General features: G+C 72.2%; 25 protein-coding genes and 2 pseudogenes. 15 read left to right on the forward strand and 12 right to left on the reverse strand.

Annotation, left to right across the window (positions count from 1 at the left end; all coding sequences use genetic code 11):
• Positions 1-57: 57 nt before the first annotated feature.
• From OHA65_RS02825 to OHA65_RS02840, 4 genes are read left to right on the forward strand one after another with little or no spacing between them, the layout of a single operon-like run.
• Positions 58-489 (forward strand): GPW/gp25 family protein, encoded by a 432-nt coding sequence (locus OHA65_RS02825; protein ID WP_327281459.1) that lies wholly within the window; start codon positions 58-60, stop codon positions 487-489.
• Positions 489-2,447, forward strand: a complete 1,959-nt coding sequence (locus OHA65_RS02830; RefSeq protein WP_405761039.1) for a putative baseplate assembly protein — start codon at positions 489-491, stop codon at positions 2,445-2,447. The genes OHA65_RS02825 and OHA65_RS02830 overlap by 1 nt, the downstream gene beginning before the upstream one ends.
• Complete coding sequence (locus OHA65_RS02835; protein ID WP_327281461.1) at positions 2,444-3,016, forward strand: phage tail protein; 573 nt, start codon at positions 2,444-2,446, stop codon at positions 3,014-3,016. The genes OHA65_RS02830 and OHA65_RS02835 overlap by 4 nt, the downstream gene beginning before the upstream one ends.
• Entirely contained in the window at positions 3,013-4,611 is a 1,599-nt protein-coding gene (locus OHA65_RS02840; protein WP_405761042.1) for an NADase-type glycan-binding domain-containing protein, read from the forward strand. Before OHA65_RS02835 ends, OHA65_RS02840 begins: the two co-directional genes overlap by 4 nt.
• A 285-nt stretch (positions 4,612-4,896) precedes the next feature.
• Here the strand turns inward: OHA65_RS02840 and OHA65_RS02845 are convergent, their stop codons facing one another.
• From OHA65_RS02845 to OHA65_RS02880, 8 genes are all read right to left on the reverse strand, one after another.
• Positions 4,897-5,142 (reverse strand): hypothetical protein, encoded by a 246-nt coding sequence (locus tag OHA65_RS02845; protein ID WP_327281463.1) that lies wholly within the window; start codon positions 5,140-5,142, stop codon positions 4,897-4,899.
• Between the two features lie 193 nt (positions 5,143-5,335).
• Positions 5,336-7,120 (reverse strand): methyltransferase, encoded by a 1,785-nt coding sequence (locus OHA65_RS02850; RefSeq protein WP_328761398.1) that lies wholly within the window; start codon positions 7,118-7,120, stop codon positions 5,336-5,338.
• Between the two features lie 142 nt (positions 7,121-7,262).
• Positions 7,263-8,432, reverse strand: a complete 1,170-nt coding sequence (locus tag OHA65_RS02855; RefSeq protein ID WP_405754386.1) for a 4-hydroxybenzoate 3-monooxygenase — start codon at positions 8,430-8,432, stop codon at positions 7,263-7,265.
• Between the two features lie 237 nt (positions 8,433-8,669).
• Positions 8,670-8,831, reverse strand: coding sequence for a hypothetical protein (locus OHA65_RS02860; RefSeq protein ID WP_327281466.1), 162 nt, complete (start codon positions 8,829-8,831; stop codon positions 8,670-8,672).
• A gap of 52 nt (positions 8,832-8,883) precedes the next feature.
• Positions 8,884-9,906, reverse strand: coding sequence for an alcohol dehydrogenase (locus OHA65_RS02865; protein ID WP_327281467.1), 1,023 nt, complete (start codon positions 9,904-9,906; stop codon positions 8,884-8,886).
• 150 nt (positions 9,907-10,056) lie between these two features.
• Positions 10,057-10,698, reverse strand: a complete 642-nt coding sequence (locus tag OHA65_RS02870) for an SRPBCC family protein (RefSeq protein WP_327281468.1) — start codon at positions 10,696-10,698, stop codon at positions 10,057-10,059.
• A gap of 214 nt (positions 10,699-10,912) precedes the next feature.
• Positions 10,913-11,263 carry a beta/gamma crystallin domain-containing protein gene (locus tag OHA65_RS02875; RefSeq protein WP_327281469.1) on the reverse strand — a complete coding sequence of 117 codons (351 nt, stop codon included), beginning with the start codon at positions 11,261-11,263 and terminating at the stop codon, positions 10,913-10,915.
• Positions 11,264-11,524: 261 nt separating this feature from the next.
• Complete coding sequence (locus OHA65_RS02880) at positions 11,525-12,205, reverse strand: DUF4232 domain-containing protein (RefSeq protein ID WP_327281470.1); 681 nt, start codon at positions 12,203-12,205, stop codon at positions 11,525-11,527.
• Between the two features lie 401 nt (positions 12,206-12,606).
• On the opposite strand from OHA65_RS02880, the gene OHA65_RS02885 reads away from it, so the two are divergent.
• The 9 genes and pseudogenes from OHA65_RS02885 to OHA65_RS02925 form a co-directional block, all read left to right on the forward strand.
• On the forward strand, positions 12,607-13,494 hold the full coding sequence (locus OHA65_RS02885; RefSeq protein WP_327281471.1) for a DUF4436 family protein: 888 nt from the start codon (positions 12,607-12,609) through the stop codon (positions 13,492-13,494).
• Between the two features lie 278 nt (positions 13,495-13,772).
• Positions 13,773-14,724: pseudogene (locus tag OHA65_RS02890) on the forward strand (amino acid ABC transporter permease).
• Positions 14,721-15,548: an amino acid ABC transporter ATP-binding protein gene (locus tag OHA65_RS02895; RefSeq protein ID WP_405761045.1), complete on the forward strand. Its 828-nt coding sequence runs from the start codon at positions 14,721-14,723 to the stop codon at positions 15,546-15,548. The pseudogene OHA65_RS02890 and the gene OHA65_RS02895 overlap by 4 nt, the downstream one beginning before the upstream one ends.
• A 75-nt stretch (positions 15,549-15,623) precedes the next feature.
• Entirely contained in the window at positions 15,624-16,640 is a 1,017-nt protein-coding gene (locus OHA65_RS02900) for a transporter substrate-binding domain-containing protein (protein WP_405761048.1), read from the forward strand.
• A 114-nt stretch (positions 16,641-16,754) separates the two neighbouring features.
• Positions 16,755-17,939: an LLM class flavin-dependent oxidoreductase gene (locus OHA65_RS02905; RefSeq protein ID WP_405761050.1), complete on the forward strand. Its 1,185-nt coding sequence runs from the start codon at positions 16,755-16,757 to the stop codon at positions 17,937-17,939.
• Between the two features lie 74 nt (positions 17,940-18,013).
• Positions 18,014-19,393, forward strand: a complete 1,380-nt coding sequence (locus OHA65_RS02910; protein WP_327281476.1) for an NtaA/DmoA family FMN-dependent monooxygenase — start codon at positions 18,014-18,016, stop codon at positions 19,391-19,393.
• Positions 19,390-20,436 (forward strand): LLM class flavin-dependent oxidoreductase, encoded by a 1,047-nt coding sequence (locus OHA65_RS02915; protein ID WP_327281477.1) that lies wholly within the window; start codon positions 19,390-19,392, stop codon positions 20,434-20,436. Before OHA65_RS02910 ends, OHA65_RS02915 begins: the two co-directional genes overlap by 4 nt.
• A 10-nt stretch (positions 20,437-20,446) precedes the next feature.
• Positions 20,447-21,628, forward strand: coding sequence for an LLM class flavin-dependent oxidoreductase (locus OHA65_RS02920; protein WP_405761055.1), 1,182 nt, complete (start codon positions 20,447-20,449; stop codon positions 21,626-21,628).
• A 190-nt stretch (positions 21,629-21,818) separates the two neighbouring features.
• A pseudogene (locus OHA65_RS02925) lies at positions 21,819-22,145 on the forward strand (hypothetical protein); the annotation flags it as partial.
• Here the strand turns inward: OHA65_RS02925 and OHA65_RS02930 are convergent.
• Together OHA65_RS02930 and OHA65_RS02935 are read right to left on the reverse strand one after the other, a co-directional pair.
• A complete protein-coding gene (locus OHA65_RS02930; protein WP_329312503.1) occupies positions 22,085-22,360 on the reverse strand; it encodes a hypothetical protein in 276 nt (91 codons plus the stop codon). The pseudogene OHA65_RS02925 and the gene OHA65_RS02930 overlap by 61 nt on opposite strands.
• 151 nt (positions 22,361-22,511) lie before the next feature.
• Positions 22,512-23,309: a hypothetical protein gene (locus OHA65_RS02935; RefSeq protein ID WP_327281480.1), complete on the reverse strand. Its 798-nt coding sequence runs from the start codon at positions 23,307-23,309 to the stop codon at positions 22,512-22,514.
• A 174-nt stretch (positions 23,310-23,483) separates the two neighbouring features.
• Between OHA65_RS02935 and OHA65_RS02940 the strand changes: the two genes are divergently transcribed.
• The gene (locus tag OHA65_RS02940) at positions 23,484-24,095 is read left to right on the forward strand and encodes a hypothetical protein (RefSeq protein WP_327281481.1); all 612 of its coding nucleotides are present in this window, start codon (positions 23,484-23,486) and stop codon (positions 24,093-24,095) included.
• Positions 24,096-24,289: 194 nt separating this feature from the next.
• Here OHA65_RS02940 and OHA65_RS02945 read toward each other — a convergent pair whose 3' ends face one another.
• The gene (locus tag OHA65_RS02945) at positions 24,290-24,793 is read right to left on the reverse strand and encodes a DUF4232 domain-containing protein (RefSeq protein WP_327281483.1); all 504 of its coding nucleotides are present in this window, start codon (positions 24,791-24,793) and stop codon (positions 24,290-24,292) included.
• Between the two features lie 146 nt (positions 24,794-24,939).
• Between OHA65_RS02945 and OHA65_RS02950 the strand changes: the two genes are divergently transcribed.
• Entirely contained in the window at positions 24,940-25,152 is a 213-nt protein-coding gene (locus OHA65_RS02950; protein ID WP_327281484.1) for a hypothetical protein, read from the forward strand.
• A gap of 142 nt (positions 25,153-25,294) precedes the next feature.
• Here OHA65_RS02950 and OHA65_RS02955 read toward each other — a convergent pair whose 3' ends face one another.
• Complete coding sequence (locus OHA65_RS02955; protein WP_327281485.1) at positions 25,295-25,747, reverse strand: transglycosylase SLT domain-containing protein; 453 nt, start codon at positions 25,745-25,747, stop codon at positions 25,295-25,297.
• Positions 25,748-25,941: the final 194 nt, after the last annotated feature.

The raw sequence follows: 25,941 nt of genomic DNA on the forward strand, positions 1-25,941 counted from the left end.
ACGACCGCACCGGCGCGCCCGTTGCGCCGGCCGAAGGAAAAGGCAGGTGGCCCCCTGATGGCCGAACAGTTCGTCGGCTCCGGCTGGGCTTTCCCGATGCGCATCGGACCCACCGGGGGCATCGCGCTGGTCAGCGGCGAGCGCGAGGTCGAGGAGGCGATCCGGCTCGTCCTGGCCACCGCCCCGGGCGAGCGGCCGATGCGCCCGGAGTTCGGCTGCGCCATTCACGACCTGGTCTTCGCCCCGGTCAACGAGCAGACCGCGGGACGCATCCAGCACGAGGTGTACCAGAGCCTGGACCGCTGGGAACCGCGGATCGAGGTCCACGAGGTCGAGGTCTCCACCGGCACCGACCAGAGCGTCCTGTTCATCGACGTCCGGTACTCCATCCGCGGGACCAACAACCCGCGCAGCCTCGTCTTCCCCTTCTACGTCATCCCCTCCCACGACGAGCCGGGCGCGCCGGGCTCCTTGGAAAGCGACCGCTGATGTCCCTGCCCTCCCCCAACCTCGACGACCGGCGCTTCCAGCAGTTCGTCGACGACGCCAAGCGCTACATCCAGCAGCGCGCCCCGGAGTGGACCGACCACAACGTCTCCGACCCCGGTGTCACGCTCGTGGAGACGGTCGCGCACATGGCGGACCAGATCGTCTACCGGCTCAACCGCGTCCCGGAGAAGAACCACCTCGCCTTCCTCGACCTGGTCGGCATCACCCTCTTCCCGCCGTCCGCGGCGCGCACGGACGTCACCTTCTGGCTGTCCGCGCCCCAGGAGGACGTGATCCTGGTCCCAGCCGGTGCCGAGGTCGCCACGCTGCGCACCGAGCGGGAGGAGGCCGTCGTCTTCGCCACCGAGCACGACCTGGCCGTCGTCCCGTGCGCGCTGTCCCACCTGGTGGTGCAGCACCGCGGGCAGCCCGTCGCGGACCGCACCACGGATCTCGTCGAGGGCAAGGACGTGCTGTGCTTCTCCGAGGCCCCTAACCCCGGCGACTGCATGCTCATCGGTCTGACCGCGGCCGCTCCGCACTGTGCGCTCGCGCTGGAGATCGACAGCCGCGTCGACGGCGTCGGTGTCGATCCCCGCCAGCCGCCGCTCTCGTGGGAGGCGTGGACCGAGGACGGCTGGCAGCCCTGCGAGGTGGACCGGGACGGCACCGGCGGTCTCAACCGGCCCGGCGACGTCGTCCTGCACCTGCCCGGCGGTCACGTGCTGTCGCGGGGCGGAGGGCACGAGGCCGGCTGGGTCCGCTGCCGCGTCACCGATCCCGTGCCGGGCCAGCCCTTCTACACCACCTCGCCGAGCATCCGCTCCGTCGAGGCGTACACCGTCGGCGGCACCACGCGCGCCGTGCACGCCGAGACCGTCCACGACGAGGCCCTCGGCGAAGCCACCGGACTGCCCGGCCAGCGGCTGCGGCTCGCCCACGCCCCGGTCGTCGCCGACGACCCGCCGCTGCTCCTGCAGACCGCCGCCGACGACGGCTGGCAGGACTGGCTGGTGGTCCCGCACTTCGCCGCCTCCCGGCCCGCCGACCACCACGTCACCCTGGACGCCGCCACCGGCGAGATCGCCTTCGGCCCGGCCGTCCGCGAGCCGGACGGCACGCTGCGCCAGTACGGGGCGGTCGCCCCCAAGGGCGCCGTCGTCCGCGCCCACCGCTACCGCACCGGCGGCGGACGCGGCGGCAACGTGGCGCGCGGCGCCGTCCAGGTGCTGCGCACCTCGATCCCGTACGTCGCCGAGGTCGTCAACCGCGAGGCGGCGCGCGGCGGCGTCGACGGCGAGACCGTCGAGGAGGCCAAGCTGCGGGCGCCGATCACGCTCCGCGCCCAGGACCGCGCCGTCACCCTGCGCGACTACGAGGAACTCGCCCGCCGCGCCGCGCCCGAGACCGCGCGCATCACCTGCCTGGAGGGCGAGGAGGGCGCGCACGGCGCCTACGCGGTCCGCGTCCTCGTCGTCCCCCACGCCGTCCCCGATCCGGGCGGGCGGCTGCGGTTCGAGCAGCTCGTGCCCGGCGACGCCCTGCTGGGTCGGATCACCCGCCACCTCGACGAGCGCCGGCTCATCGGCACGCGGCTGGCCGTCGGGCCGCCGTACTACCAGGGCATCACCGTCGTCGCCACGGTGCACGCCTTCCGTGGCGTCGACACCGACCGGGTGCGCCGCCGGGCGCACGACGCGCTCTACCGCCACCTCGACCCGCTGACCGGCGGCGCGGACGGCCAGGGCTGGCCGTTCGGCCGACCCGTCCAGAGCGGCGAGGTGTTCGCGGTCCTGCAGCGGGTCCCCGGAGTGGAACTCGTCGACGAGGTGGTCCTGCACCCCGCCGACCCGCTCACCGGCAAGCGCGGCGACCCGACCGACCGCATCGACCTGGAGCGGCCCTCTCTGGTCTTCTCCTACGACCACCGCGTCCGGGTGATCGGGGACGGCGGATGACGGCCCCTCCCCACCGGGGCTCCGTCGACGGCCTCGGCTCCTCACTCCCCCTGGGCACGATGCTCCCCGCCGTCTTCGCCGACGACGACCTGGCCCAGCGGTTCGTCGGCGGACTCGACGACGTCCTCGCGCCCATCCTGAACGTCCTGGACTGTCTGGACACCTATTTCGACCCGGCGCTGACCCCGGCCGACTTCGCGCGGTGGCTCGGCACCTGGGTGGGCGCCGAGACCGACGGCGGCGAGTCCGAGCCCCGGCTGCGGGCCGCCGTCGCGGCGGCGGTCGCGCTGCACAGGGTCCGCGGCACCCGCCGCGGCCTCGCGGAGGCGGTACGACTGGCGTTCGGCGTCGCACCCGAGATCACCGAGAGCGGCGGCGCCGCCTGGAACGCCCGCCCGCTCGGCCCTTTCCCCGGCGCCCCGCGCCCCCGTCTGCACGTCACCCTCCGGCTGCCCGACCCGACTCCGGCCGACATGCACCGTCTGGACTCCCTCGTCGCCGCCGCCCGCCCCGCCCACATGCCCTACACGGTCGAAGTGACCGCCTCCGAAAGGACCCCGCAGACATGACCACGCAGAACTGCGCCGAGTGCGGGACGCCCGCAGAACCGGGCCAGTCCTTCTGCGACGCGTGCGGCGCCGTGCTCAGCTGGGACCAGGGAGCCCGCACCGCGCGGCCCGCCAGCTCGTCGTCGCAGGTGCGCGGACCCGCCGCGGACGCGGCGCGGACCCCGCACGAGGCCGCACGGCCGGCCGCGACCGCGCCCGACGCCCGGACGACGGGCGGCTCGGACGCCGGCACGCCCGCGCACGCCGGACAGGCCGCGGGCACCGTGGACGCCGCCCGGGCCGCCCGGGCCGCGCGGGCGGCACGCGCCGCCAGCTACGACACCGGGCCCGCCGCGATGCCGGCCTCCGGTGGTTCGCGGGGACCGGCGCCGGATCCGCAGGAGCCGAAGGGCCCGGGGAGCGCCAGGAGTTCGGAGGTCACGGGAGCGCCCGAAGCTGCCGGCGGTACGGGAACGTCCGGGGCCGCGGGAGCGTCCGGCGCGCCCGGGCGCTCCGAGTCGGACGGGTCCGGGCAGTGGATGCGGTCGGGCGGGTCGGAGGGCTCGGGGTCGGCGGGTCTGGCGCGGGCCGCCGACGGCGGGCAGCCTCCGGGGCCCGCTCCGGCGCGCCCGGGCACCCCCTCGCCGGAGGAGACCGCGCCCACCGCGCCCGTGCCCGCCTCCCCGGCTCCGCACGCGCTGAGCGACACCATGTCCCACCGGGCGCGCTCCCTCCTGGTGCCCGTGGCGGACCCCGACGAGGCGCCGCACCCCGCTCCGGCGGCCGCCGAGCCCGTCCTGCCCGGCCGGCCGGACGCCGCCCGGCCCGCCGTACGCGCCCCGGGACTGGAGCCCGGCATCGCGGGCGGCCCGCCGTGCCGGTGGTGTTCGACGCCGAACCGCCCCGACCGCCACTACTGCGTGCGCTGCGCGATGCCGCTGGCCGAGACCGGCGAGGCAGCCGCACCGGCACGGGCGCCGTGGTGGCGCCGCCTGTTCGGAGGGCGGCACCGCGAAACGCCGTGGGCGGGCGAGCGTCCCCGGCTGCGCCGCGTCTTCGACCGCATCGGCACCTGGATCACCCTCGCCGTCGTCGTCACCCTGGCGATCCTCGGCTCCGTGTACCTGCCCGACGGCGTCCAGGCCGCCCTGGACCACTTCGCCAAGCGCGCCCCGGTCTCCCCGGACCGGATCGCGGCCTCCCGCTCGTACCCCGGCCACCAGCCGGAGCTCGCCCTGGACAAGCGCAGCAACACCTGGTGGGGCCCCGGCGTATCGCAGTCCGGCCAAGGCGAGTGGATCGAGGCCACCTTCAGCGAGCCGACCCGGCTGCTGGACCTGATCATCACCCCGGGCGTCTCCGCGCGGGCCGACAAGAACGGCGAGTCCGCCCTGCCGCACCGCGTCACGGCGACGATCACCGGGAAGGACGGCAAGGTCACCACGCGCCGGCTGACCCTGGATCAGGGGGCGGGCGGCCAGCGGCGTCCGTTCGGCGTCGGCGAGGTCACGAAGGTCCGTTTCACCGTCGATTCGTCGCACGCGGCCTCCGCCGACAAACAGGTCGCCATCGCGGAGATCGAGTTCTTCGGCCCGTCGAACGCCAGCCGCTCCTGACCGGGCACTCCGGCACGGGCCGCAGTCCCGTGCGGACCCCGGGCCGGCAGGCCGGACCAGTCCGCCCCGGCACGGGCGTCGGGCTGCCGGCCGTCGATGCGGGTCCGGCCTCCGTCGTCGATGACGCGCGGCTCGCGGCCCAGCGACCGTCCCACAGCGCGTCGACCCGGTCGACCGGGCCCCGAGGAAGGAGCCGTCGTCTGCCGGCGGCCTTCGGGATGCGTGGACACCGCGGGGGCGGTCGACGTCGTCGTCGGGCAGCCCCCGCGGTACGGGCCGTTCGGGTCAGCTGGCGCCCAGGTGGGCGCCCTTGAGCCACTCGCTCTCGCCGCCCTTGGCGCAGTTCGAGGCGTAGATGGGGCCGAACTTCGCCGGGACGGCGGCGGTCGTGGAGCATTCGGACGCGAAGGCCTTGTGGCCGGCGGAGAACTGGTCGATGTCGACCCCGCCGCCGGCCAGGGCCGAACCGGCCCCGCCCAGCAGGATGCCGGCGGCCAGGAAGGAAGCGGTGACAGCAGAACGGATACGCATGATTCCCCTAAGGATCAGTGGAAAGACGCGCTGGTCTCAGTGCGCGTCGGCCGGTCCAACCGATCAAAGGCAGCGCGGGGAACGGCTGTTCACTCCAATGCCTCGGCCGTATCGTTTCAGCTGCTCCACGGCGACCGCGCCGCCGTCCACCAGCGGCGTCGTGGCCCGCCCCTGGTGAACGGCTGCGTGGCGGTCAGGCCCGCGACGGGCCTTGGGCGGTGGTCTTGCGGACGTGCAGGACGTGCGCGTCCAGCGGCAGGGGGGTGTGGCCGTGGAGGTGGAGGCCGACGTCGGCGAGCAGGCGCGCGTAGTGGTCGGCGCGCCGTTCGCGGCCTCCGACGTTGCACAGCATGTGCAGGTCCCAGGCGGTGGCCAGCGAGGGGGAACCGTCTGCGGGCAGGAGGCGTTCGACGATGAGCAGGTCTGCGTGAGCGGGCATCGCCCGGGCGCAGTGGCGAAGGATCTCGCGGCAGCGGTCGTCGTCCCAGTCGTGCAGGACGCGGGCGAGGACGTAGACGTCCCCTCCGGGCGGTACGTCGGCGAAGTCGCCCGCGAGGTAGTCGCAGCGCGCGCCGCAGCCAGCGGCATCGAGCAGGCGGCGGGCCGCGGCGACGGCGTGCGGACGTTCGAGGAGGACGCCGCGCAGGCTCGGGTGGGCGGTCAGGACGTGGCCCAGCAGCGCGCCGTTGCCTCCCGCGACGTCGATGACCGTCGCGGGCGCGGGTGCCTGGGCGGCGGCGGTGATGGCCGGGTGGGCGGGGAGCGGCTGGAACATGCGTGAGCTCGCGGCCATGGACCGGTCGAAGAGGTCGGCGAGGTCGGGGTCGCGGGCGAAGTGGTCGAAGTGGTTCTCGCCGAAGTGGTGGTCGAAGGCCGGCTGCCCGGTCCGCACGGCGTGGTCGAGGCCGCCGAAGGAGTGGTAGAACGGGCCTCCGTACATCAGGGCCAGGGGGCGCATCGATGCCGGCGCGTCCGCGCGCAGCAGGGCTCCGAGTTCGGTGAGGCGGAACCCGCCCTCCTGGTTCGGGCCGGGGCCGAGGTCCGGGACATGGTCGTCCTGGGCGATGACGCCGAGCATCACGAGGTACCGCAGGAGCGTGGCGAGGCTCCGGGGGTGGGTGCCCGTCAGCCGGGCGAGGTCCTCGGCGCGGTGTGCGGTGCGGGTGTCCATGGCGTCGGGGAGCCGCAGCCGGGCGAACGAGGCGAGGGCCTGCGTCGTCCACGCACCGGTGAGCATGTGAAGGAGCGTTTCGGCTGGCTGCGGCGCCCCGCGGCGGGGGCGGGGATACCCGTCGGAGTGGTCCAGGTGGGGGGCGAGGGCGTCATGGTGACCGCCGTGCGCATAGAGCTCCAGCCGCCGGTAGCCGCAGGCCGCGTCGGACGGGGTGGTGAAGTACAGGACCGTGCCGTCCTCGTGCGGGTTGTAGCCGCCTCCGTCGGGGCGCGCGCCGTGACGGGCGAGGATCGCGCACAGGTCCCGCAGCACCAGCGGGTCCGGGTGCTCGATCTCGAAGGCGAGGTGTGCCTCGTGCCGGCGGGTCCGTTCGTAGGCGGCGATCCGCTCCAGGCCGGAGTTCGGGGGAACGATCAGCGCGAACACTTCGACCGCGCGGCTTTCCCCGGCGGCGCCGTGCACCTGCGGGCGCAGGATCCGGACGTCGAGCTCGGCCGGATCACGCTGGTGGCGCCGGGCGAGGCGTTCCCGGACGACCACGCTGGGGTGGGAAGGGGTGTCCACCGCCATTCCGCAGTCGGCGAGTTGGGCCCGCAGGCCGTCCGTGTCCGGCGGGAAGAGCAGCACGCCGGCGTGGGCGAAGCGGCAGTGTTCGGCCAGCTCCTTCAGATCCGGGCCGCCGAGGCCGGGCAGCAGGAGCGGGAGCAGGGTGGCACTGTCGTGCTCGCGGACGAACGCGGCTGCTGCACGCAGGCGGTCCGCGTCGTCCAGCAGCATCGTTTCGTCGGGGAACGTGGTCGTCATCGTGGGAATGTCCTCGGGCCGGTACTGATCAGGGCAAGACAAGGCAGGACGGCAAGACAAGGCAGGGCAAGGCAGGGCGCGGCAGGGCAGGGCGAAACGGGACGGGACGGGGCGGGACGGGGGTGGTGCGGGGCAGCAGGGGTCAGACGCCGACGTAGTTCTCGGCGAACCAGTCCTGGTGGCTGCGCGAGGTGCGCAGCGAAGCGATGCGGGAGCGCCGCAGGGCGGCATGAAAGAACGATCCGGCATCCCGGTCACCGTCGGGTGCCGCGTGCAGCAGCCGGGTCATCCACCCGGTGAACTCCTGTGCCCGCCAGATGTGGGTCAGGCACCGGTCCGAGTACCCGTCGAGCCCCGCAGCATCACCCCGGGTGAGGGCGTCGATGAAAGCACCGGCCAGGAGATCGGCCTCCAGGACCGCGAGGTTGGCTCCCTTGGCGGCGGCCGGAGCGAGCAGGCTCGCCGCGTCGCCCGCTAGGAAGAGCGAGCCGTGGCGCAACGGTTCGACCACGTCACAGGTCAGGTCGAACAGCCCTCGTTCCACGAGCGTGCCCCGGTGCAGCGGTCCGTGTTCGGCTGCGCGCATCCGAAGGTCGAGCTCGTCCCAGATCTGCTGCTCGGGCCAAGCATCGGCGGGGACGCCGCGTTGCCACTGGAGGTAGTAGCGGGTCACCTCCGGGGTACGGGCCATGTGCCCGGCAAAGCCACGGTCGTGGATCGCGTAGCCGACGGCGTCGAGGCTCGGCGGGGCCTGGGCCAGCAGGCCGAGCCAGGTCACGCCGTGGTCGTGGCGGTGGTGGACGACGCCGGGCGGCAGGGCACGGCGGGCGGCGCCGTGTCGCCCGTCGCACCCGGCGACGTAGCGGGCCGCCCACCGGACGGGGCGACCGTCGGGCTCGCGCGCCATGACGGACGGCCGGGCGCCGTCGGCGTCGTGCACGGTGAGCGCCTCGGTGTGGAAGCTGATGCGTCCGCCGCGGTCGAGGTAGTGCCCCAGCAGGTCCGTGACCAGGTTCTGCTGCGGGTAGACGTGGTGCATTCCGCTCTGGCCGAGGGCCCCGTAGTCGAGACGGAACCGGCCCTCCCGCGTTCGGAACTCGCACGCGCCGTGCTGGCGGCCGTACCGGTGCAGGCCGTCGGCAAGGCCGTGCCGGTCCAGGACCCGCACCGTGTTCGGCGCGAGGAACCCTGCGCGGGCCCGGGTCTGGACGTGCGAGGAGGAGGCGCGTTCCAGGACGGCGCAGTCAATTCCGGCGGCGAGCAGGAGGTTTCCGAGCACGAGCCCGGCCGGACCGGCACCGAGGATGACCACGTCTGCTGATGCGCATAAAGCGCGAGGTGTCTGACTTTCCGTCATAGCGGGTGAAGCATAAGCACGCGAAGATCCACGAACCTACGCCGTCCATCCCTTAGCGGGAATAGAGTGACAATCAGCCTGAGCGCGCTCGGCCCGTATTGACGGGGCCGACAGCAGTCCTCTGCGGGCTGCCGGTGGTGCGTGCCGGGCGTGCGGGAGCGGGAACACGCGACCGCGCACCCCGCCCCGGGCCTATGCGGCGAGAAGCTTCCGGACACGGGCGGTACCGGAAGCGGAGAGGATCTCCGCCAGTGCCCGCCCGACCGGCCCCTTCGCCCGGTGGACCGCGGCGACGGCATGGGCCATGGCGCGGTGGGAGGGGGCGGCGTCCAAGATGCGCCTGATCAGTCCCACGGCCAGCTCCTCGTCCCGCCCCGGGGATGCGAGCAGGAAAGGCCGTTGGAGGTCAGCCGGTGAGCACCATGCGGAAGCGTGCCGCGCCCGAGAGCATCTTCTGGTAGGCCTCGTCGGCCTGTTCCAGCGGCACCTCCTCGACGGTCGGCCGGATCCCGTGCAGCGCGCTGAACGCCATGGTGTCCTGCACGTCCTGCGAGGTGCCGGACGGGTGGCCGCGGACGATCCGCCCGCTCATGAGCAACTGCATCGGGCTGATCTCCAGCGGCTCGGGAGCCGCGCCGATCACCACCAACTCACCGCGGTGCGCGAGGCCGTCGACGGTCGCGGTGATGGCACCGGAGTTGGCAGCCGTGGCCAGGACGACCTTGGCGCCGCCGAGGGCCCGTAGTGCGTCCGCCACTGCGGTGCCCGCTGTGCTGTCGACGTAGTGGTGAGCACCGAGTTGCTTGGCGAAGTCCGCCTTGTCGGCCCCGCGGGCGATGGCCACGGTCTCGAAGCCCATCGCCACCGCGTACTTCACGGCGAGGTGGCCGAGGCCACCGATGCCGAGTACGGCGACCAGATCACCCGGTCGCGCGGAACTGCGTCGCAGTCCGTTGAAGGTGGTCACTCCCGCGCAGGCCATGGGCGCCGCATCGGTGGCGGCCAGCGCGTCGGGGATCCGGGCCAGGGCGTCGGCCGGCGCGATCAGCGCCTCCGCGAAACCCCCGTCGTACGCCCAGCCCGGGACCTTGAGGTTCGCGCAGACGATGAAATCGCCCTGTCTGCAAGGTGTGCAGTGGCCGCAGCTGCCGCCGAACCAGCCGACGGCCACCCTGTCACCGAGCTGCCAGCCACGGTCCTGCACCCCTTCGCCCAGGGCTTCGACGCGTCCGGCGACCTCATGGCCGGGGACCAGCGGGAACCGGACGCCCGGCACCAGAGCGCCCACGAAGACGGCGTCGCTGTGACAGATCCCGCAGGCATCCACGGCGATGCGCACATGGCCGGGCCCCGGCTGCGGCACCTCGCGCTCGACGATCTCGAACCGTCCGCCGGGGGACGTGACCTGCGCGACTCGATAGGTACTCATCCGGCACTCCAAGAAACGGACACGACCCCCCGCATGTCCAGCAGACCAGTTCCCTCCCGATCTCGCGCGCCGAGTCGCAGCTGCCTGAATCCACCACCGCGAGGGGGCGGGCGGTCCTGCTCCGCCGAGAGCCGTACGCAGGGGGGCGGGTCAGTGCGGTCGCTGGTGGGCGTGGGCCTCGGCCGTGGCTTTCAGGTCGTTCAGCCACGCTTCGAGTCCCTGCCGGAGCATGGCGGTCGCGGTGGCGACGTCCGCGTCGACCTGAGGGCCGGTATGGGTCTCCTCGGTGCTCACCCTGACGCCACCCGGGGTCTCGGTGAAGGTCCACACGTGGACGCCGTCGATGTGCAGTCCTTCGCCGATCGCGGGGCCCGTCCAGCGGATGCAGGAGTCGTGCCGGAGCTGTGCGACGGTCGAGGTGATCTCCAAGCTGGTGGCCGGAGTCGGATTGGGGGGTACCGGAGTTGTCCACCGGAAGGCCGAACCCTGGCGGAGGGGGCCGTGATCGAGGCGTTCCGAGCTCGTCACGGGAGCCTGCCAGGACGGCCAGCGTTCGACGTCGGTCTGCAGCTTCCAGACCGTGCGCAGCGGCGCGTCTATGAGGATCTCGGCCCGGTGCCGGACGCGGGCGGCGGGGTCGACGCCGACCCCGCGGCAGGTGAGGGACATGGCGGGGCGGGGGCTGTGGGGGACGGCCGCTCCGGCGGGTAATGCGATGGCGCCGAGGAGGCCGACGGCGAGCGGGATGGCCAACAGAGCGGCGTGGCTGCCGGTGCGGCGGATGGCGGACATGGAGTTCTCCCCTGACGTTCAGCAGGCGGGCACCTCCCGAACGGCAGATGCTCAAGCGGTAGTTAGATGCTATAACCCACCCCGAGTGAGGGGCAATAGATAGCGTGAGACCTTCTAACCAGCGAGAGCGCCGCACCCCCCACAGGAGCCGTCCAAGGGCTCGACTCCTGCGAGGGCGGCCGTCAGGGCGTCAGGGCGTCAGGGCGTCAGGGCGTCACAGGATCTCGATGGAGTCGACCTTCGGCGGGCGGTTGGGGTACGTGATCTCGGTCCAGCGGTTGACCCGCACCGAGTCGCCGTTGGCGTCGTAATAGATCAGGTCGTTGTTTCCGGTGGAGATCTTGTCGACCCACCAGCCCCCGAACCCGATCCGCCCCTTATTCGCGTAGCAGTCCACGCTCTCCCGGCCGTCGCTGTGCGACCAGATCTTCAGGAAGTTCTCACCGCCCCGACACTCGACGTGATCGATGGCGAAGGCGTTGCCGGGGAAGGTCAGAGTGAGTGATGCTGCCGCGACGAACGCCACGGCAGCCGATCGGACGAGCCTGGTCGACTTCAAGAGCACGATCTCTCCTTCACGGGAATCGAGCGGGAAGGGTGGCCCCGCGCCCACGGGCACGCCGACCACCCACACCGCGACGGACCACTCAACGTCCTTCGCGGTCGCACATCGAGGTTCCCGCACAGTCGGTGCACTCTGCAATCAACTTGGCTGTGCGCGGCCGAAATCCGCGCCACGATGTCCCGATTTAAGCCCCCGTTGGGCAGTTGAAACATTTGAGCGGCTTGGCGTCTCTCGGCCGAGGCGTCACGATCCCCGGGCCGCTCAGTGGGAGGGAACGGCGTCCTTCGGGGAGGTGTGCCAGTTGGTGACGACCGGCTTGTCGACGGTGATGGTGCCGACCGGCAGGGAGACGGGGTTGGGGTCATCGTTGCCGATGGCGACGATGATGCTGTCCAGTTCCTTGCCGCCGTTCGCGCTGGTGCTCTTCGGGTTCACCCCGGCGTAAGCGGTGGTGCTACCGCTCAGCGTGATCTGCTTGCCGACGGCCTGCTCCGCGGGACCCGCCTGGGTGCCGTCGGAACCGAACGCCACGGTGGGAAGTGCGGCCGGCATAACGCAGGTGATCCCGGGCTTCGCCTTCGCGATGATCAGGATGTATCCGCCGGCCTGGGACTCGGACCGGGTGCTCCAGGAGATGTCGTTGGCGCCACAGGTCTGCCCGACCGGCTTTCGCCCGCCGTTGCCGCTGTCGGCGCCGGAGCCGGCCCCGCCGTTGGTTCCCTTGCCCGTGGTGCCGGACCCCTTGGCATCTCCCGCGGACGGCGAGCCGGACGGGGAAACCGGCTTGTCGGCCGAAGTCGCGGACGGCGAACCCTGCGGGGCAGCGGCACCGGCTCCGGCGGTGCCGGCCGCCGCGTCCGTGTCCTGGCATGCCGTCATCAACATGCCGCCGCACACGAGTGCTGCGGAGACGAGCAATGCCTTGCGACGGTTGCCGGACATGAAATCCCCTTTGGGTGAACAGTGGTTGCGGCCGATGCGGTGTCGGCTTCTGGGACTGGGTACTGGCGTACTGACGTACTGGGTCGATCACTACGCTCGATCACTATGAGGGAGCGGTGGGCCGAGGCGACACCGCCGTCTTCGTTCCAGGACAGCCTTGTCGCAGACCAGTTACATGATCACAACGGCTCCCGTCGGGGACGACACGCGTGCCCGGATGCGGGCGATCGTCGCCCCGGTCAACGAGGATCGCACCGCGGCCACCGGCCCGCGCCTCGGAGAAGCCGGCCGCCCTCGACGTGCGTGCCGGGCTTCGGCAGACCGCGCCGCACGGGCGCGGGGTCCGCTCGCGGCGCCGGGTCGGACGAGACCGTTGCCCTTCTCACCTCGTCGGAGTCACCATGGCCCCACCCTCGGACCCACCTCGCCCACGCCGCTCCGGGGCGTCGCTCCTACCGGTCCTCCTTCCCATCGCGCTCCTGATCGTGGTCGCGGTGTCGGTGGGGTCGTGGCTGCAGTTCACCGAGCGGCAGGCGATCGACACGGTCCACACGGTCGGATCCGACGCCGCCGACCGGGTGGACGTGGAGGCCACCGTCCAACACGTCGACGCGGCGGCCAGAGAGCTGCTGCTGCGGGTCCGGGTCACCCCGCTCGGGACCCTCGGTGAACAAGTGGGGAGCGCCCCGGTGGGCGATCTCAGCCTCCAGACGTCCGTGGCGACCCTCGGCGACCTGGAGTTCAAGGCGCACGAGCGGATCGCGATCAGAGACGTACAGGTCGCCATGACGGACGGATCGGTCAGCGACTACCCGTTCGACACCTACGAGACCGACATCGGGTTCCGGGCGCTGCTGGACGGCAAGCAAGTACCGGTACGGATGCTGTTCTCCAACAACGACACGCTCTTCTCGGTTTCCGTGACCCCCGGGCCCTCCCAGCAGGAGGCCGTTGCGGCACTGAAGCTCTCCCGATCGGGCAGCCTGGTCGTCTTCGCGGTCTTCATGATGGTCGTGATGTGGGCGCTGGCGGCGGCCGTACTCATCGGGACCTGGTACCTGACGACCCGCGGCGAGGGCCTCGTCTGGCCCGCCCTCGCCTGGATGGCAGCCACGCTGTTCGCCCTGGCGGCGTTTCGCAACACCGCCCCCGGCACACCGCCGATCGGCAGCGTGTTGGACTGGTTCGCCTTCCTGTGGGCCGAGACCGTCATCGCCCTCTGCCTGATCGCCGTGGTCCTCACGGGCGTCCGCACCGCCCTCCGGTCGGACGACCCCCACCGCATCTGATCTCTGACACGGTCGTACGCGCTCACGCGTCGGCCGATGCGGCGACGGCGTGGGCCCGGGGTCCTCCGCCGGGGCGCAGAACTCCGCCTTGAGGGCCTACCGTTACGCCTCCCCCGAGGCTCCCCGGCTGTGAACGCACGTCCCGTTTCATTGCAAGCGGAGGCGTTTTGTGTACGGGGCATGAAAAGCGAACACGCTTGTGTGGCCATCGATATGTGGACCGTTGACATCGATTCTCGACCCTATCGAAGCTGCTCTCGTGTCCTTGAGCGAAATCGATCGTCCGCGCCGCACCCGTCGGCCCGCCCGAGCCTGCGGGTCCGGCCGAGCGGGTGCTCCCGCTGCGCCGCCCCCGCCCGGTGGATCGGCGGCGCCCTCGTACTGGTCCTGGTCGCCCAGGCCGGCCACGGGCTGCTGACCAACCCCTTCTACCAGTGGGACCGGTTCGCGTACTGGTTCCTGCGGCCGGTCGTGCTGGAGGGGATGTGGATCACCCTCCAGGTCGCCGCCTACAGTGCGCTGCTGGGGCTGGCGGGCGGAGTCCTGCTCGCCCTCGGGCGGCTCTCCGCAAACCCGGTCCTGCGCTCGGTGAGCTGGACGTACGTGTGGCTGCTGCGCTCGGTCCCGCTGATCGTCGTGCTCCTCTTCCTGTACAACCTCAGCGCGCTCTACCCCACGCTGAGCCTCGGGGTGCCCTTCGGTCCCGCCTTCTTCACCTTCGACGAGTCCCGGCTGGCCACCGACATGGTCGTGGCGGTCGTCGGACTGAGCGCGGTCGAGGCGGCGTACGCGGCCGAGGTCGTCCGCGCCGGGCTGCTCTCCGTCGACCAGGGGCAGTACGAGGCCGCGGCCGCACTGGGTCTGCCCAAGCGGTACCAGTTCACCCGGATCGTCTTCCCGCAGGCGCTGCGCGTGATCGTCCCCGCCTACGTCAACCTGCTGATCGGGTTGGTCAAGGCCACCTCGCTGGTCTTCTACGTCTCCCTGCTCGACCTGTTCGGCACGGTCCAGGGCCTGGGCAGCACCTATCCCGGGGACGTGGTGCCGCTGCTGCTGGTGGCGACCGTCTGGTACGTGATCCTCACCAGCATCCTCTCGGCCGTGCAGTACCACGTCGAGCGGTACTACGCCCGCGGGGCCCTGCGCACCCTGGCGCCCACTCCCCTGCAGCGGGTCCGGGCGTGCCTGGGCGGGCTGCGCAGCCGCCACCGGAAGGAGACGGCGCGATGACCACCGCCGCCACCGCGCTCGCCGCGACCCCGCCTGCCGCCACCGCCAACGCGCCCGCGCCCGCGCCCGCCGCGATCGAGGTCCACGACGTGCACAAGTGGTTCGCCGGCCGACGGGTCCTGGACGGGGTGAACCTGACGGTACGGCCCGGCACGGTCACCGCGGTCCTGGGCCGCTCGGGCTCCGGCAAGTCCACGCTGCTGCGGGTCGTCAACCACCTGGAGAAGCCGGAGGCCGGATACGTCAGTGTCGGCGGCGAGCTGATCGGCGTGCAGCGGCACGGGAGCCGGCTGAGGGAGCTGAGCGAGCGGGCGATCCTCACGCAGCGCAGCCGGATCGGCTTCGTATTCCAGAACTTCAACCTCTTCCCGCACCTCACGGTGCTCGACAACGTCGCCGCGGCCCCGGTGGCCACCGGCCGGCTTCGCCGCGCCGAGGCCCGGGCGCTGGGGCGCGAGCTGCTGGAGCGGGTCGGGCTCGGCGACCGGACCGGCGCCTATCCGCGCCAGCTGTCCGGCGGCCAGCAGCAGCGGGTGGCCATCGCCAGGGCGCTCGCGCTGCGGCCCGGGGTCATCCTCTTCGACGAGCCCACCTCCGCCCTCGACCCCGAACTCGTGGGCGAGGTGCTGTCGGTCATCAAGGACCTGGCCACCGGCGGCACGACGCTGGTCATCGTCACGCACGAGATCGGCTTCGCTCGCGAGGTGGCCGACGAGGTCGTCTTCCTGCACGACGGCCGGATCGTCGAACAGGGTCCGCCCGAGCAGGTGCTGGACCGTCCCGTGCACCCCCGCACCCGCGAGTTCCTGAGCAGGGTCCTCTGAGCGCGGGCCCGTCGCTGCACCTCCACTTCCCCGTAGGCCCCTCGTCCGTCCCATCGTCGGAAAGGCACCATCACCATGCTGCGCCCGTCCCTGCGTCTGAGACTCGTCCGCGGCATCGGCGCCGCGACCGCCACCGTCGCCCTCGCCTCCGGCTTGACCGCATGCGGCGGCGACGCCGGGGCGACGGGGCCGGCGTCCTCCGACGAGGTCACCGTCGGCGCCGTCTCCAACGGCGCCGGCAGGCAGGCCGAAGTGACGGCTCCGGTCGTCGAGTCGCTGCGCGCCCAGCTGCCGGCGGAGGTCCGCGAACGCGGCGAACTCGTCATCGGGGTCGGCGCGCTGCCCGCCGGTTTCCCGCCGCTGGCGTACGTCGGCACCGACCAGAGGACGCTGACGGGGGCGGAGCCGGACCTCGGCCGGCTGGTGGCCGCCACGCTCGGTCTCAAACCCGTCGTCAAGAACTCCACCTGGGAGAACCTCTTCCTCGGCATCGACAGCGGCAAGGTCGACGTGGCCTTCACCAACGTCACCGTCACCGAGGAACGGAAGAAGAAGTACGAGTTCGCCTCGTACCGGCAGGACAACCTGGCGTTCGAGGTGCTCCGGGACGATCCCTGGAACTTCGGGGGCGACTACCGCAACCTCGCGGGCAGGACCGTCTCGGTCAGCTCCGGCACCAACCAGGAGAAGATCCTGCTGGAGTGGCAGAAGAAGCTCCGGGCCGAGGGCAAGGACATCACCGTCAAGTACTTCCCCGACGCCAACGCCGTCGCCCTCGCGCTGAGCGGCAAGAAGATCGACGCCAACTTCGGCCCCAACCCATCGATCGCTTACCACATCACGCAGACCGCGAGCACCAGCAGTCCCACCCGCAACGCCGGCTCCTTCTCGGGCGCGGGCGAATCGCTCCAGGGGCTGATCGCGGCGACCGCCAAGAAGGACGGGGGACTGGCGGAGCCGGTGGCCGGGGCAATCAACCACCTGATCAAGGAGGGCCAGTACGGGAAGCTGCTCGAAGCGTGGAACCTCTCCAACGAGGCCGTCACCACCTCCGAGGTGAACCCGCCCGGCCTACCGCTGACCAACTCCTGAACTCCTGAACACCGACGCCCCCTCGCCCCCTCGCCCCCTCGTTCATGCCGTACCGGCATGCGGGGCCGGGCACACGACGGTTTCCGCACGCCGATCAGGAAGGCGCGATTCACCATGCCCGTTTCCGGTTCCGCACCACTGCACCTCGCCGTTTCGCTGGACGGCGCGGGCCGACACCCGGCCGCCTGGCGCGAGCCGGGGGCCCGGCCCGGCGAGCTGTTCACCGCCCGCTACTGGGCCGGCCTCGTCGCGGAGGCCGAGGCCGGGCTGCTCGACTACGTCGCCTTCGAGGACGGGCTGGCCCTCCAGTCCTCCTCCCCCGCCGGCCACGACGAGCGCACGGACCGGGTCCGCGGCCGGCTCGACGCGGTCCTCACCGCCGCGCGGGTGGCACCGCTGACCCGCCGCATCGGGCTCGTGGGGGCCGTGACCACCACCCATACCGAGCCCTTCCACATCTCCAAGGCCGTGGCCACCCTCGACCACGTCAGCCGCGGGCGCGCCGGCCTGCACGTCCAGGTCTCCGGACTCCCCCACGAAGAGCGGCACTTCGGCCGCCGCACCGCACCGCTCGCGGAGGACGAGCTGCACGAAGAGGCCGCCGACCACGTCGAGGTCGTCCAGCGTCTGTGGGACAGCTGGGAGGACGACGCGGAGATCCGCGACGTCGCCACGGGCCGGTTCGTCGACCGCGACAAGCTGCACCACATCGACTTCGTAGGCCGCCACTTCAGCGTCCGCGGCCCGTCGATCACACCGCGCCCGCCCCAGGGACGGCCCGTCGTGAGCGCGCGCGCCGCGGACAGCGCGGCGTACGGGCTCATCGCGCGGTCCGTCGACATCGGCCACCTCGTCGCCCGCGACACCGAAGGGACGCGGGCGGCCGTCACCGCCGTCCGCGGACTGCGCGCCTCGGCGGGACTCGCCGACCGGCCGCTGCACCTCTTCGGGGAGCTGACCGTGTTCCTCGACGAGAGCGCCGGAGCGGCGACCGACCGCCGCGGCCGCCTCGACCAGGTCGCGCGCGACCCGTACGACGGTGACACCGCCGTGTTCGCCGGTAGCGCGGGACAGTTGGCCGATCTGCTCCAAGAGCGCCGGGAGGCGGGCCTGTCGGGCTTCCTGCTGCGGCCCGCCGTCATCGCCCACGACCTGCCCGCCATCACCCGCGCCCTGGTTCCGGAACTCCGGCGGCGGGGCCTGTTCCGCCAGGAGTACGAGGCGGACACCCTGCGCGGCCTGCTGGGCCTCGACCGGCCCGCCAACCGCTACGCCACGGCCACGCTCCCGGCTACCTGACGCACGCCACCCCACACCCCGCCCCGTTTCGCCACACCACGCCCCGCCCCGCCACGCCTCCGGAAGGACGACCCATGACCACCAAGCCGCTCAAGCAGATCCACCTCGCGGCCCACTTCCCGGGCGTCAACAACACCACCGTCTGGAGCGACCCGGCGGCCGGCAGCCACATCGACTTCGACTCCTTCGTCCACTTCGCCCGGACGGCGGAGCGCGCGAAGTTCGACTTCCTCTTCCTCGCCGAGGGACTGCGCCTGCGCGAACAGGGCGGCCAGATCTACGACCTGGACGTCGTCGGCCGGCCCGACACCTTCACCGTGCTGGCCGCCCTCGCGGCTGTCACCGACCGCCTCGGGCTGACCGGCACCATCAACTCCACCTTCAACGAGCCCTACGAGGTGGCCCGTCAGTTCGCCTCCCTGGACCACCTGTCGGACGGCCGGGCCGCCTGGAACGTGGTCACCTCCTGGGACGCCTTCACCGGTGAGAACTTCCGGCGCGGGGGCTTCCTGCCCCGCGAGGAGCGCTACGGCCGGGCCGAGGAGTTCCTGGCCACCGCGCACGAGCTGTTCGACTCCTGGAACGACAGCGCGATCGTCGCCGACGCCGGATCCGGCACCTTCCTGCGCGACGCCCGGGCCGGGGCCTTCGCCCACAAGGGCCCGCAGTTCGACATCGAGGGCCGGTTCAACGTGCCGCGCAGTCCGCAGGGCCGCCCCGTGATCTTCCAGGCGGGTGACTCCGACGAGGGCCGCGAGTTCGCCGCCTCCGACGCCGACGCGATCTTCGGCCGGTACGGGACCCTCCACGAGGGCCGGGAGTTCTATGCCGACGTCAAACGCCGCCTCGCGAAGTACGGGCGCACCCGGGACCAGTTGAAGATCCTGCCCGCGGCCACCTTCGTCCTCGGCGACACCGACGCCGAGGCCCGCGAGGCCGCCCACGAGGTGCGCCGCCTCCAGGTCAGCGGGCAGACCGCGATCAAGTACCTCGAACACGTCTGGAACCGGGACCTGTCCGGCTACGATCCCGACGGCCCCCTGCCCGACATCGACCCCGAGACCGGGGAGAACACCATCGCCCTCGGCCGGGCGAGCGTGCGCCAGTTCCGCGACCCGCTGGAGACCGCCCGGCAGTGGCGCGCGCTCGCCGCGGCCAAGAACCTCTCGATCCGGGAACTGGTCATCGCCACCACTGCCGGACAGACCTTCGTCGGCTCCGCCGCGACCGTCGCCGAGCAGATCGACACACTGGTGCAGGCGGACGCGGCCGACGGGTTCGTCCTGGTCCCGCACATCACCCCGGGAGGCCTCGACGCCTTCGCCGACACCGTCGTCCCGCTGCTCCAGGAACGCGGCGTCTTCCGCAGCGAGTACGAAGGCACCACCCTGCGCGACCACCTCGGCCTCGCGGCACCGCGGGCGGCCTCGGGCCGGCGGGCAGCGGCCTCGTGAAGTTCCTGGCCATCACCCTGATCACCGACAACGCGGACCCGGTGACGGGCGCCGCCGCCCCCACCCGGGAGCGGTTCCGCGAGGTCGTCGCGAGCGCGCTGCTCGCGGAGGAGCTCGGCTTCGACGGGTTCGGCGTCGGCGAGCGCCACGAGCGGCCGTTCCTGTCGTCCTCGCCGCCCGTGGTGCTCGGCCACATCGCGGCGCTGACGCGGCAGATCCGCCTGTTCACCGCCGTCACCACACTGAGCCTGTTGGACCCGGTGCGGGCGTACGAGGACTACGCGACCCTGGACCACCTCTGCGACGGCCGCCTCGAAATGATGATCGGCAAGGGCAACGGAACGGCGCAGCGCGAGCTGTTCCACGTGACCCCCGAAGAGCAGTGGGAGCGCAACTCCGAGAGCTACGAGCTGTTCCGACGGATCTGGCGCGAGGACGCGGTGACCGCCGAGCCGCGCTTCCGCCCCGCACTGACCGGCGCGGAGGTGCTGCCGCGCCCGTACCAGCGCACGCTGCGCGTCTGGCACGGCAGCGCGACGAGCCGGGAGTCGGTGGACCTCGCGGCACGCTGCGGCGACCCGTTGTTCTCGGCGAACGTCACCCGTCCCATCGCCCCGTACGCGGAACTGGTGCGGCACTACCGGGAGCGCTGGGAGCACTACGGACACGACCCGGCCCACGCCGTCGTGGGCGCGGGCACGGCCGGCTACCACGCGGCGCGCACCTCGCAGCGGGCCGTCGCCGCGTACCGGCCGGCCTTCGCCCGGTACCTCGCGGCGCACCGCGCCCAGGGCGTGGAACCGGTCTTCGCGACCCTGGAGGACTTCGTCGAGCGCAGCTCGGCGCTGATCGGCAGCCCCCAGCAGGTGATCGAGAAGGTCCACCGCTACCACGCGGAGTTCGGCCACACCGTCCTACACCTGCAGGCCGAGGCGGGCGGCCTCGGTGAAGCGGAGCACCGTGCCTCCCTCGAACTCTTCCAGTCGGAGATCGCCCCGGTGTTGCGCCGGGAGATACCCGACCCGTCCTTCCCCGACCTTTAAGGAGCCAGCCATGTCCGGAATCCCCCTCGGGGTCCTCGACCTCGTCCCGGTCGCGTCCGGCTCGACCGCCGCCGGGGCGCTCGCCAACAGCATCGACCTGGCGCGCCGTACCGAGGAGTTCGGCTACGCCCGCTACTGGTTCGCCGAGCACCACCTCAATCCGGGCGTGGCCGGGACCTCTCCGGCGGTCGTCCTGGCGCTGACCGCGTCCGCCACCAGCACCATCCGGCTCGGTTCCGGTGCCGTCCAACTCGGGCACCGCACCGCGCTGTCGACGGTGGAGGAGTTCGGCCTCATCGACGCGCTGCACCCCGGCCGTCTGGACCTGGGACTGGGCCGCTCGGCGGGGCCGCCGCATCGCCGGCGGCCCGAGGCCGCGGGCGCGGTGGTGGGGTCGGGCGCGGTGGTGGGAGCGGGCGAGCCCGCGCCGCCGGCCACCCCGGCGGTCACGGGCGGGTACACCTCGAACGGGCTGCGCATCCCGGACCGGTTCTCCTTCGCCCACCTGCTGGGACACCCGCGCGTGGCGCTCCAGCAGAAGCTGCTCAACCTGCCCGGCGCGCAGCCGCACGACTATTCCGAGCAGGTCGACGACGTCCTCGCGCTGCTTCGCGGCGAGTACCGGACGCCGGAGGGCGTGGAGGCGCACGCCGTCCCCGGAGAGGGGGCCGACGTGCAGGTCTGGATCCTGGGCAGCAGCGGTGGGGTGAGCGCGGAGACGGCGGGCCGCAACGGGCTGCGCTTCGCGGCGAACTACCACGTCAGTCCGGCCACGGTGCTGGAAGCGGCCGAAGGGTACCGGGCGGCGTTCAAGCCGTCCGCGGAGCTGGACCGGCCGTACGTGACGGTCTCCGCCGACGTGGTGGTCGCGGAGGACGACGAGACGGCCCGCGAGCTGGCCACCGGGTACGGGCCTTGGGTGCGCAGCATCCGTACGGCCGAGGGCGCGATCCCCTATCCCGCGCCTGCCGAGGCGCGCGCCCTTCCTTGGTCGCAGGAGGACCGCAGGCTGGTGGCGGACCGGTTGGAGACCCGGTTCGTGGGCTCGGCCCGCACCGTGGCCGACCACCTGGAGCGGCTGCAGGAGGCGACGGCCGCCGACGAACTGCTGATCACGACGATCACCCACCAGCACGCGGACCGGGTCCGCTCCTACCGCCTGCTGGCGGAGGAGTGGCAGCGGCGCGCCTGAGGGCGCGCTGCGGCGTCAGAACACCTGGGCCGGGTCCGCGAAGTCCCGCCCGACAACGGGTCCGAGAACGTCCCCGGACGCACCGGCGGGCATTCGGACTCTGCAGAACACGAACCGCTTTGGACGGCGCGGCGGCGGCGCGGTCAACCCGGAGGACGACGACGTCCCCACCTCCAGCGAGCTGCTCGCCATGCACGAGGAGCAGAACACCACTGACGTCGGGGTCACCTTCACCGACGACCCCGACCCGGTCGCGGCCGGAACGGACGTCATCTACACCGCTGTCGTCACCAACCACGGGTCCAGGCCCGCCGCCGCGGTGACACTGGTCGACACCCTGCCGTCGCAGGTTTCCTACGTCAGCGACGACGCGGCATGCCACCCGTCCGGTGCGACGGTGACGTGCGGCGTCGGCGACCTCGTCGCCGGTGGCACGCGCACCGCCACGATCACCGCTCATGTGCCGGCGGACCTCGTGTACGACGCCGGTGGCCCGGTCACCCTCACCAACCGGACGACGGTGGACAACCTCGCGGCTCCCGACCCGGTGGCGGACAACGACAGCGCCACCACCAGCACCAGGGTGGTCGCGGTCGCCGACCTCGCCGTCACGTCCTTCTCCGTCCCGGCACCGCCCACGCAGGTGCTCATCGGGCAGACCTTGGACGTCACGCTGAACACCGCTGTGGCGAGCAACGGGCCGTCCAGCCCGATGGACGCCGTGGTCGTCACCGCCGCCACGGCCGGCGCGGGCTCCGAACACCTGACTGCGTGCCTTGTCGACCTGACCCCGTGTGGTCATGCGCATCGTCGGCCCCCCGATCGGCAAGCTGTCACCCTACCGACGAGGAGCAACACGGTGGGGCGGTCGGGCCCGACCGCGTCAGGGCGCCCAGGGCAGTCGGACCGCTTCGATCTCGGGGTCGTCGAGCAGCGCTTCGATGAGAGCCGCAGGTCCCGACACCTTCGTGGCCCACAGGTCATAGTCCGTGCACAGGATCCACGAGCCGTCCTGTGGCCAGAGGTTGGAGGGACTGAAGTCAGCCACGGGGTTGTCGTAGAGGGTCACCGCGTCGGCGAGGCGGCCGACCTGCACGTGGAGGTTGTCGAAGTCGGCCGGCACGAGCATCAGGGGGTTGTAGTAGGCCAGGCAGGGAGCGTCCGGGCCCGCGGGACTGTTCTCCGTGAGGATCGTGATCAGCCGGTTCCACGTCTCCCGGTCGACGCTCCCCTCGGTGGGCGGGACGATGCCCAGCGGCCAGCTGCCGTTCTTCTTGGCCGAGGGGAAACAGCGGTGGGAGGGCAGTGCCCCCTCGGGCGCGATGGGATCGCCGGTGCGCCGGGCGAGTTCCGCCCAGCGCAACCGTCGCCAGCCGCGGCCGGGGTGCTCGGCGCGGCCCACGCCGCCTCCCGTGGCGATGGCCCTGCCGAGGTCGATGCCCAGGACGTCGTCGGGCTGCACGCTCCGGTCCGCGAGCCTCGCCCGCCGGTACTCGTGGTACGACATCTCGGCAGGCCCCTGCTCGTGCTCGTACATGGCGTGGAGCACCCAGACGGAATCGGGCATCGCAGGAGGCATGAAGCCGGTGACTCCGTCGCCGCACAGCTCCAGCAGCCAGTCGGTCGTGGCGGAGGGCGCGAGCGGCCACCTGCTTGGCAGCGGGGTCGTCTCATCGGGCATTGGTGCATGATCTCAGCCCGATCCCCGGATCCGTGTGCGGGGCCCCGCAGTACCGCCGCACGGCATGCCGTTCCGAAGGCCGGACCCGCTTCACGGTCGGGGCGTCGCGGAACCCGTGACACTGCCGGGAGCGCCGCCCGGTATGCGCCGTGTGTCGTGGGGTATGAGTGAGCCGTGGGATCCGAAAGGCTGGCGTTCGACGGCTGGATCGCTGCCGTCGGAACGGAGTCCGGTACGCGCTTGGTCGTGGGTCACTGGCCACGGTCACCCTTCGGGCCGTTCAGCGACGTGATGCTGGAGCGCGCCGACGGATGGCGCTCACTGCTGGCGCCCACCGCCCGGACGGCGGAATACGTCGCCGCCGTCTACCACTTCGACGAGGTCAGAACCAGCCCGGTGCGGGTGCACGCTCGCGACGGCGTGTGGGACGTCGCAGCGGGACCCCTGGACCTGTGCTTCCGGGTCGGACGTCGAGGAGCCCTCGGCTGGGCCCTGCGAACCGTCCCCCGACCACTTGCTCGACGGCCGCTGTGGGCGGCGATGGCCGACGCGCCTGCTCGCCTGATGACCGGCGTACGAACCCGGGGCAGCTCGCGCCCCGGGTGCCGCCAGTGGTACGCGGCCGGCGACCTGTGGCCGATCATCACGGCCCGGGCCTCCTTCGACGGGGCCGACCTCGGCCCACTGGCTCCCCTCGTCCCGCCCGTGCGCTTCGGCTTCGGATCGGCTCCCGCATCGCCGGCGCTGGTGCGGGTGGTCTCCACCGTCGAACGCGCCGTTCCCTGACCCGCAGGGGTCGGCGGCCAACCGCCGGTCGGTGAGGGCGCATCACTTGTCCACCCCCCGCGAACGGCATGTCCTCGCCCACCCGGTCCTGGCCGGAGCGGCCGACGAACTCGCCTCTCTCCCGTACCGTTTCGCCCTCCGCTGCGCGGAGCTCCCGGGCCGGGCCGGGCCGGTACGAGTTCGCGGGACGGACCTCATTCGGCGGCTTGCACCGGGCTGATCTCGAACGCTCCGCACACCCGCAGGTGGTACGGGATGTTCACGGCCTGGTAGCTGTTCGGCGGGTAGACCTTGACGTAGGTCGACATCGGCCGACAGCCTGCCCCCACGCCCGCGCTGTTCGTACGGAAGGTGGCGGTCACGCTCCTGCCGGGCCGGATCGAGACGGTGTCCACGGGCTCGCCGGTGCGCGTGGCGGAGGTGCCGATCTGGTGATGGCGGACGTCGATGACGCTGACGCCCGGGTATCCGCGCAACGCACAGGTACGGGTTGATGTGTTGGTGAACCGGATCGGGTAATAGAGCGACCCCGCGGCGCCGTCCGGCTCGCCGATGGACAGGTTCAAGTCGGCCACGCTGCAAGCCGGGGGCGGGGTGCCCGGCAGGGCGGATGCCTGGGAGGCGCTGAACGCAGCCCCCGTGGTTGCGAAGAGGACGGCGGAAGCGACGGTCGCCGCCCGGGTCAGGACGTTGCTCATGATGCCGACTCCTGTGCCAGCGAAGGGATCGTCCGCATTCGGCGCAGTGGGATCGCGGGATCCACGCGATGGGATCCGGGAAAGGCGGTGTACGGCGTGACGTATGCCGTCTGCGCGCGGGCCTGATGGCACCATTTTAACGGCTGGTGGTCCCGCCGACCTTTTGGCGGTGCCCGCACCGGCAGGGGATCGAGATCGCCCACGAACGTTTCGGCGCCCCGGACGCACCGCCAGCGCTGCTGATCGTCGGGGCCGACACCGTCGTCCCGCTCGACGCGTTCCATGTGGCTGCTGCCGCCGAGCGCGCCGGACGGGCCTTCGCTCGGGCGGCGACCTCGCTCCACGACTCTTGCGCGTGAGGATGCCGGATGTGCATCAACGCAAAACGCTCGGCCGGGGAATCTCGGCCGAGCGTCTTTCGTACTGTTTGCCGCCGCACGTCAATGAGCACGCGTCGCGGCGATCTCCTGGATCCAGGAGGCGGGCCACCGGGGTGGCGGCTTAGTACCAGTGGTTGGCCTGCCAGAAGTTCCAGGCGCCGACCGGGCTGCCGTAGCGGGAGTTCATGTAGTCCAGGCCCCACTTGATCTGGGTGCGGGGGTTGGTCTTCCAGTCGGCGCCGGCCGAGGCCATCTTCGAGCCCGGCAGGGCCTGGGCCAGGCCGTACGCGCCGGAGGAGGCGTTCGTGGCGGTGTGGTTCCAGCCGCTCTCGTGGGAGATGATCTTGTCGAAGGCGGCGAACTGGGCCGGGTCCTTGATCATCTGGTGCGCGATCGCCTTCGCGTCCATCGGGGCCGCCTGGGCGGGCACGGTGGCGAGCATGGTGCCGGCGACGCCCAGGGCGACGATGGAGCCGGCGAGGGTCTTCTTGGAGGCGGCGATGCGGCGGATGACGTTGGACACGGAGGAAACCTTCCGACGGGGACAAGGACTGTCGCGGCATGCCGAAGACATGCGTGAGCCACTCACGCAAAGGAGAGGGGTTCGTCGGGCGAGGGGCGAAGCGCCCCGCCGCCGTGGCGACATCACCAGTTAGCCAGGCCGCCCAGGGCCTGGCAACGACCCCTGCTACTAGCCGCCCTCGCAGCCGGGCCCCCCTACCCCACCCTCGGAGCGACGGCGCTCGGCCCGGGCGGGACGGGGTCGGG

It is taken from the genome of Streptomyces sp. NBC_00045 (assembly GCF_045041095.1).
GTDB lineage: Bacteria > Actinomycetota > Actinomycetes > Streptomycetales > Streptomycetaceae > Streptomyces.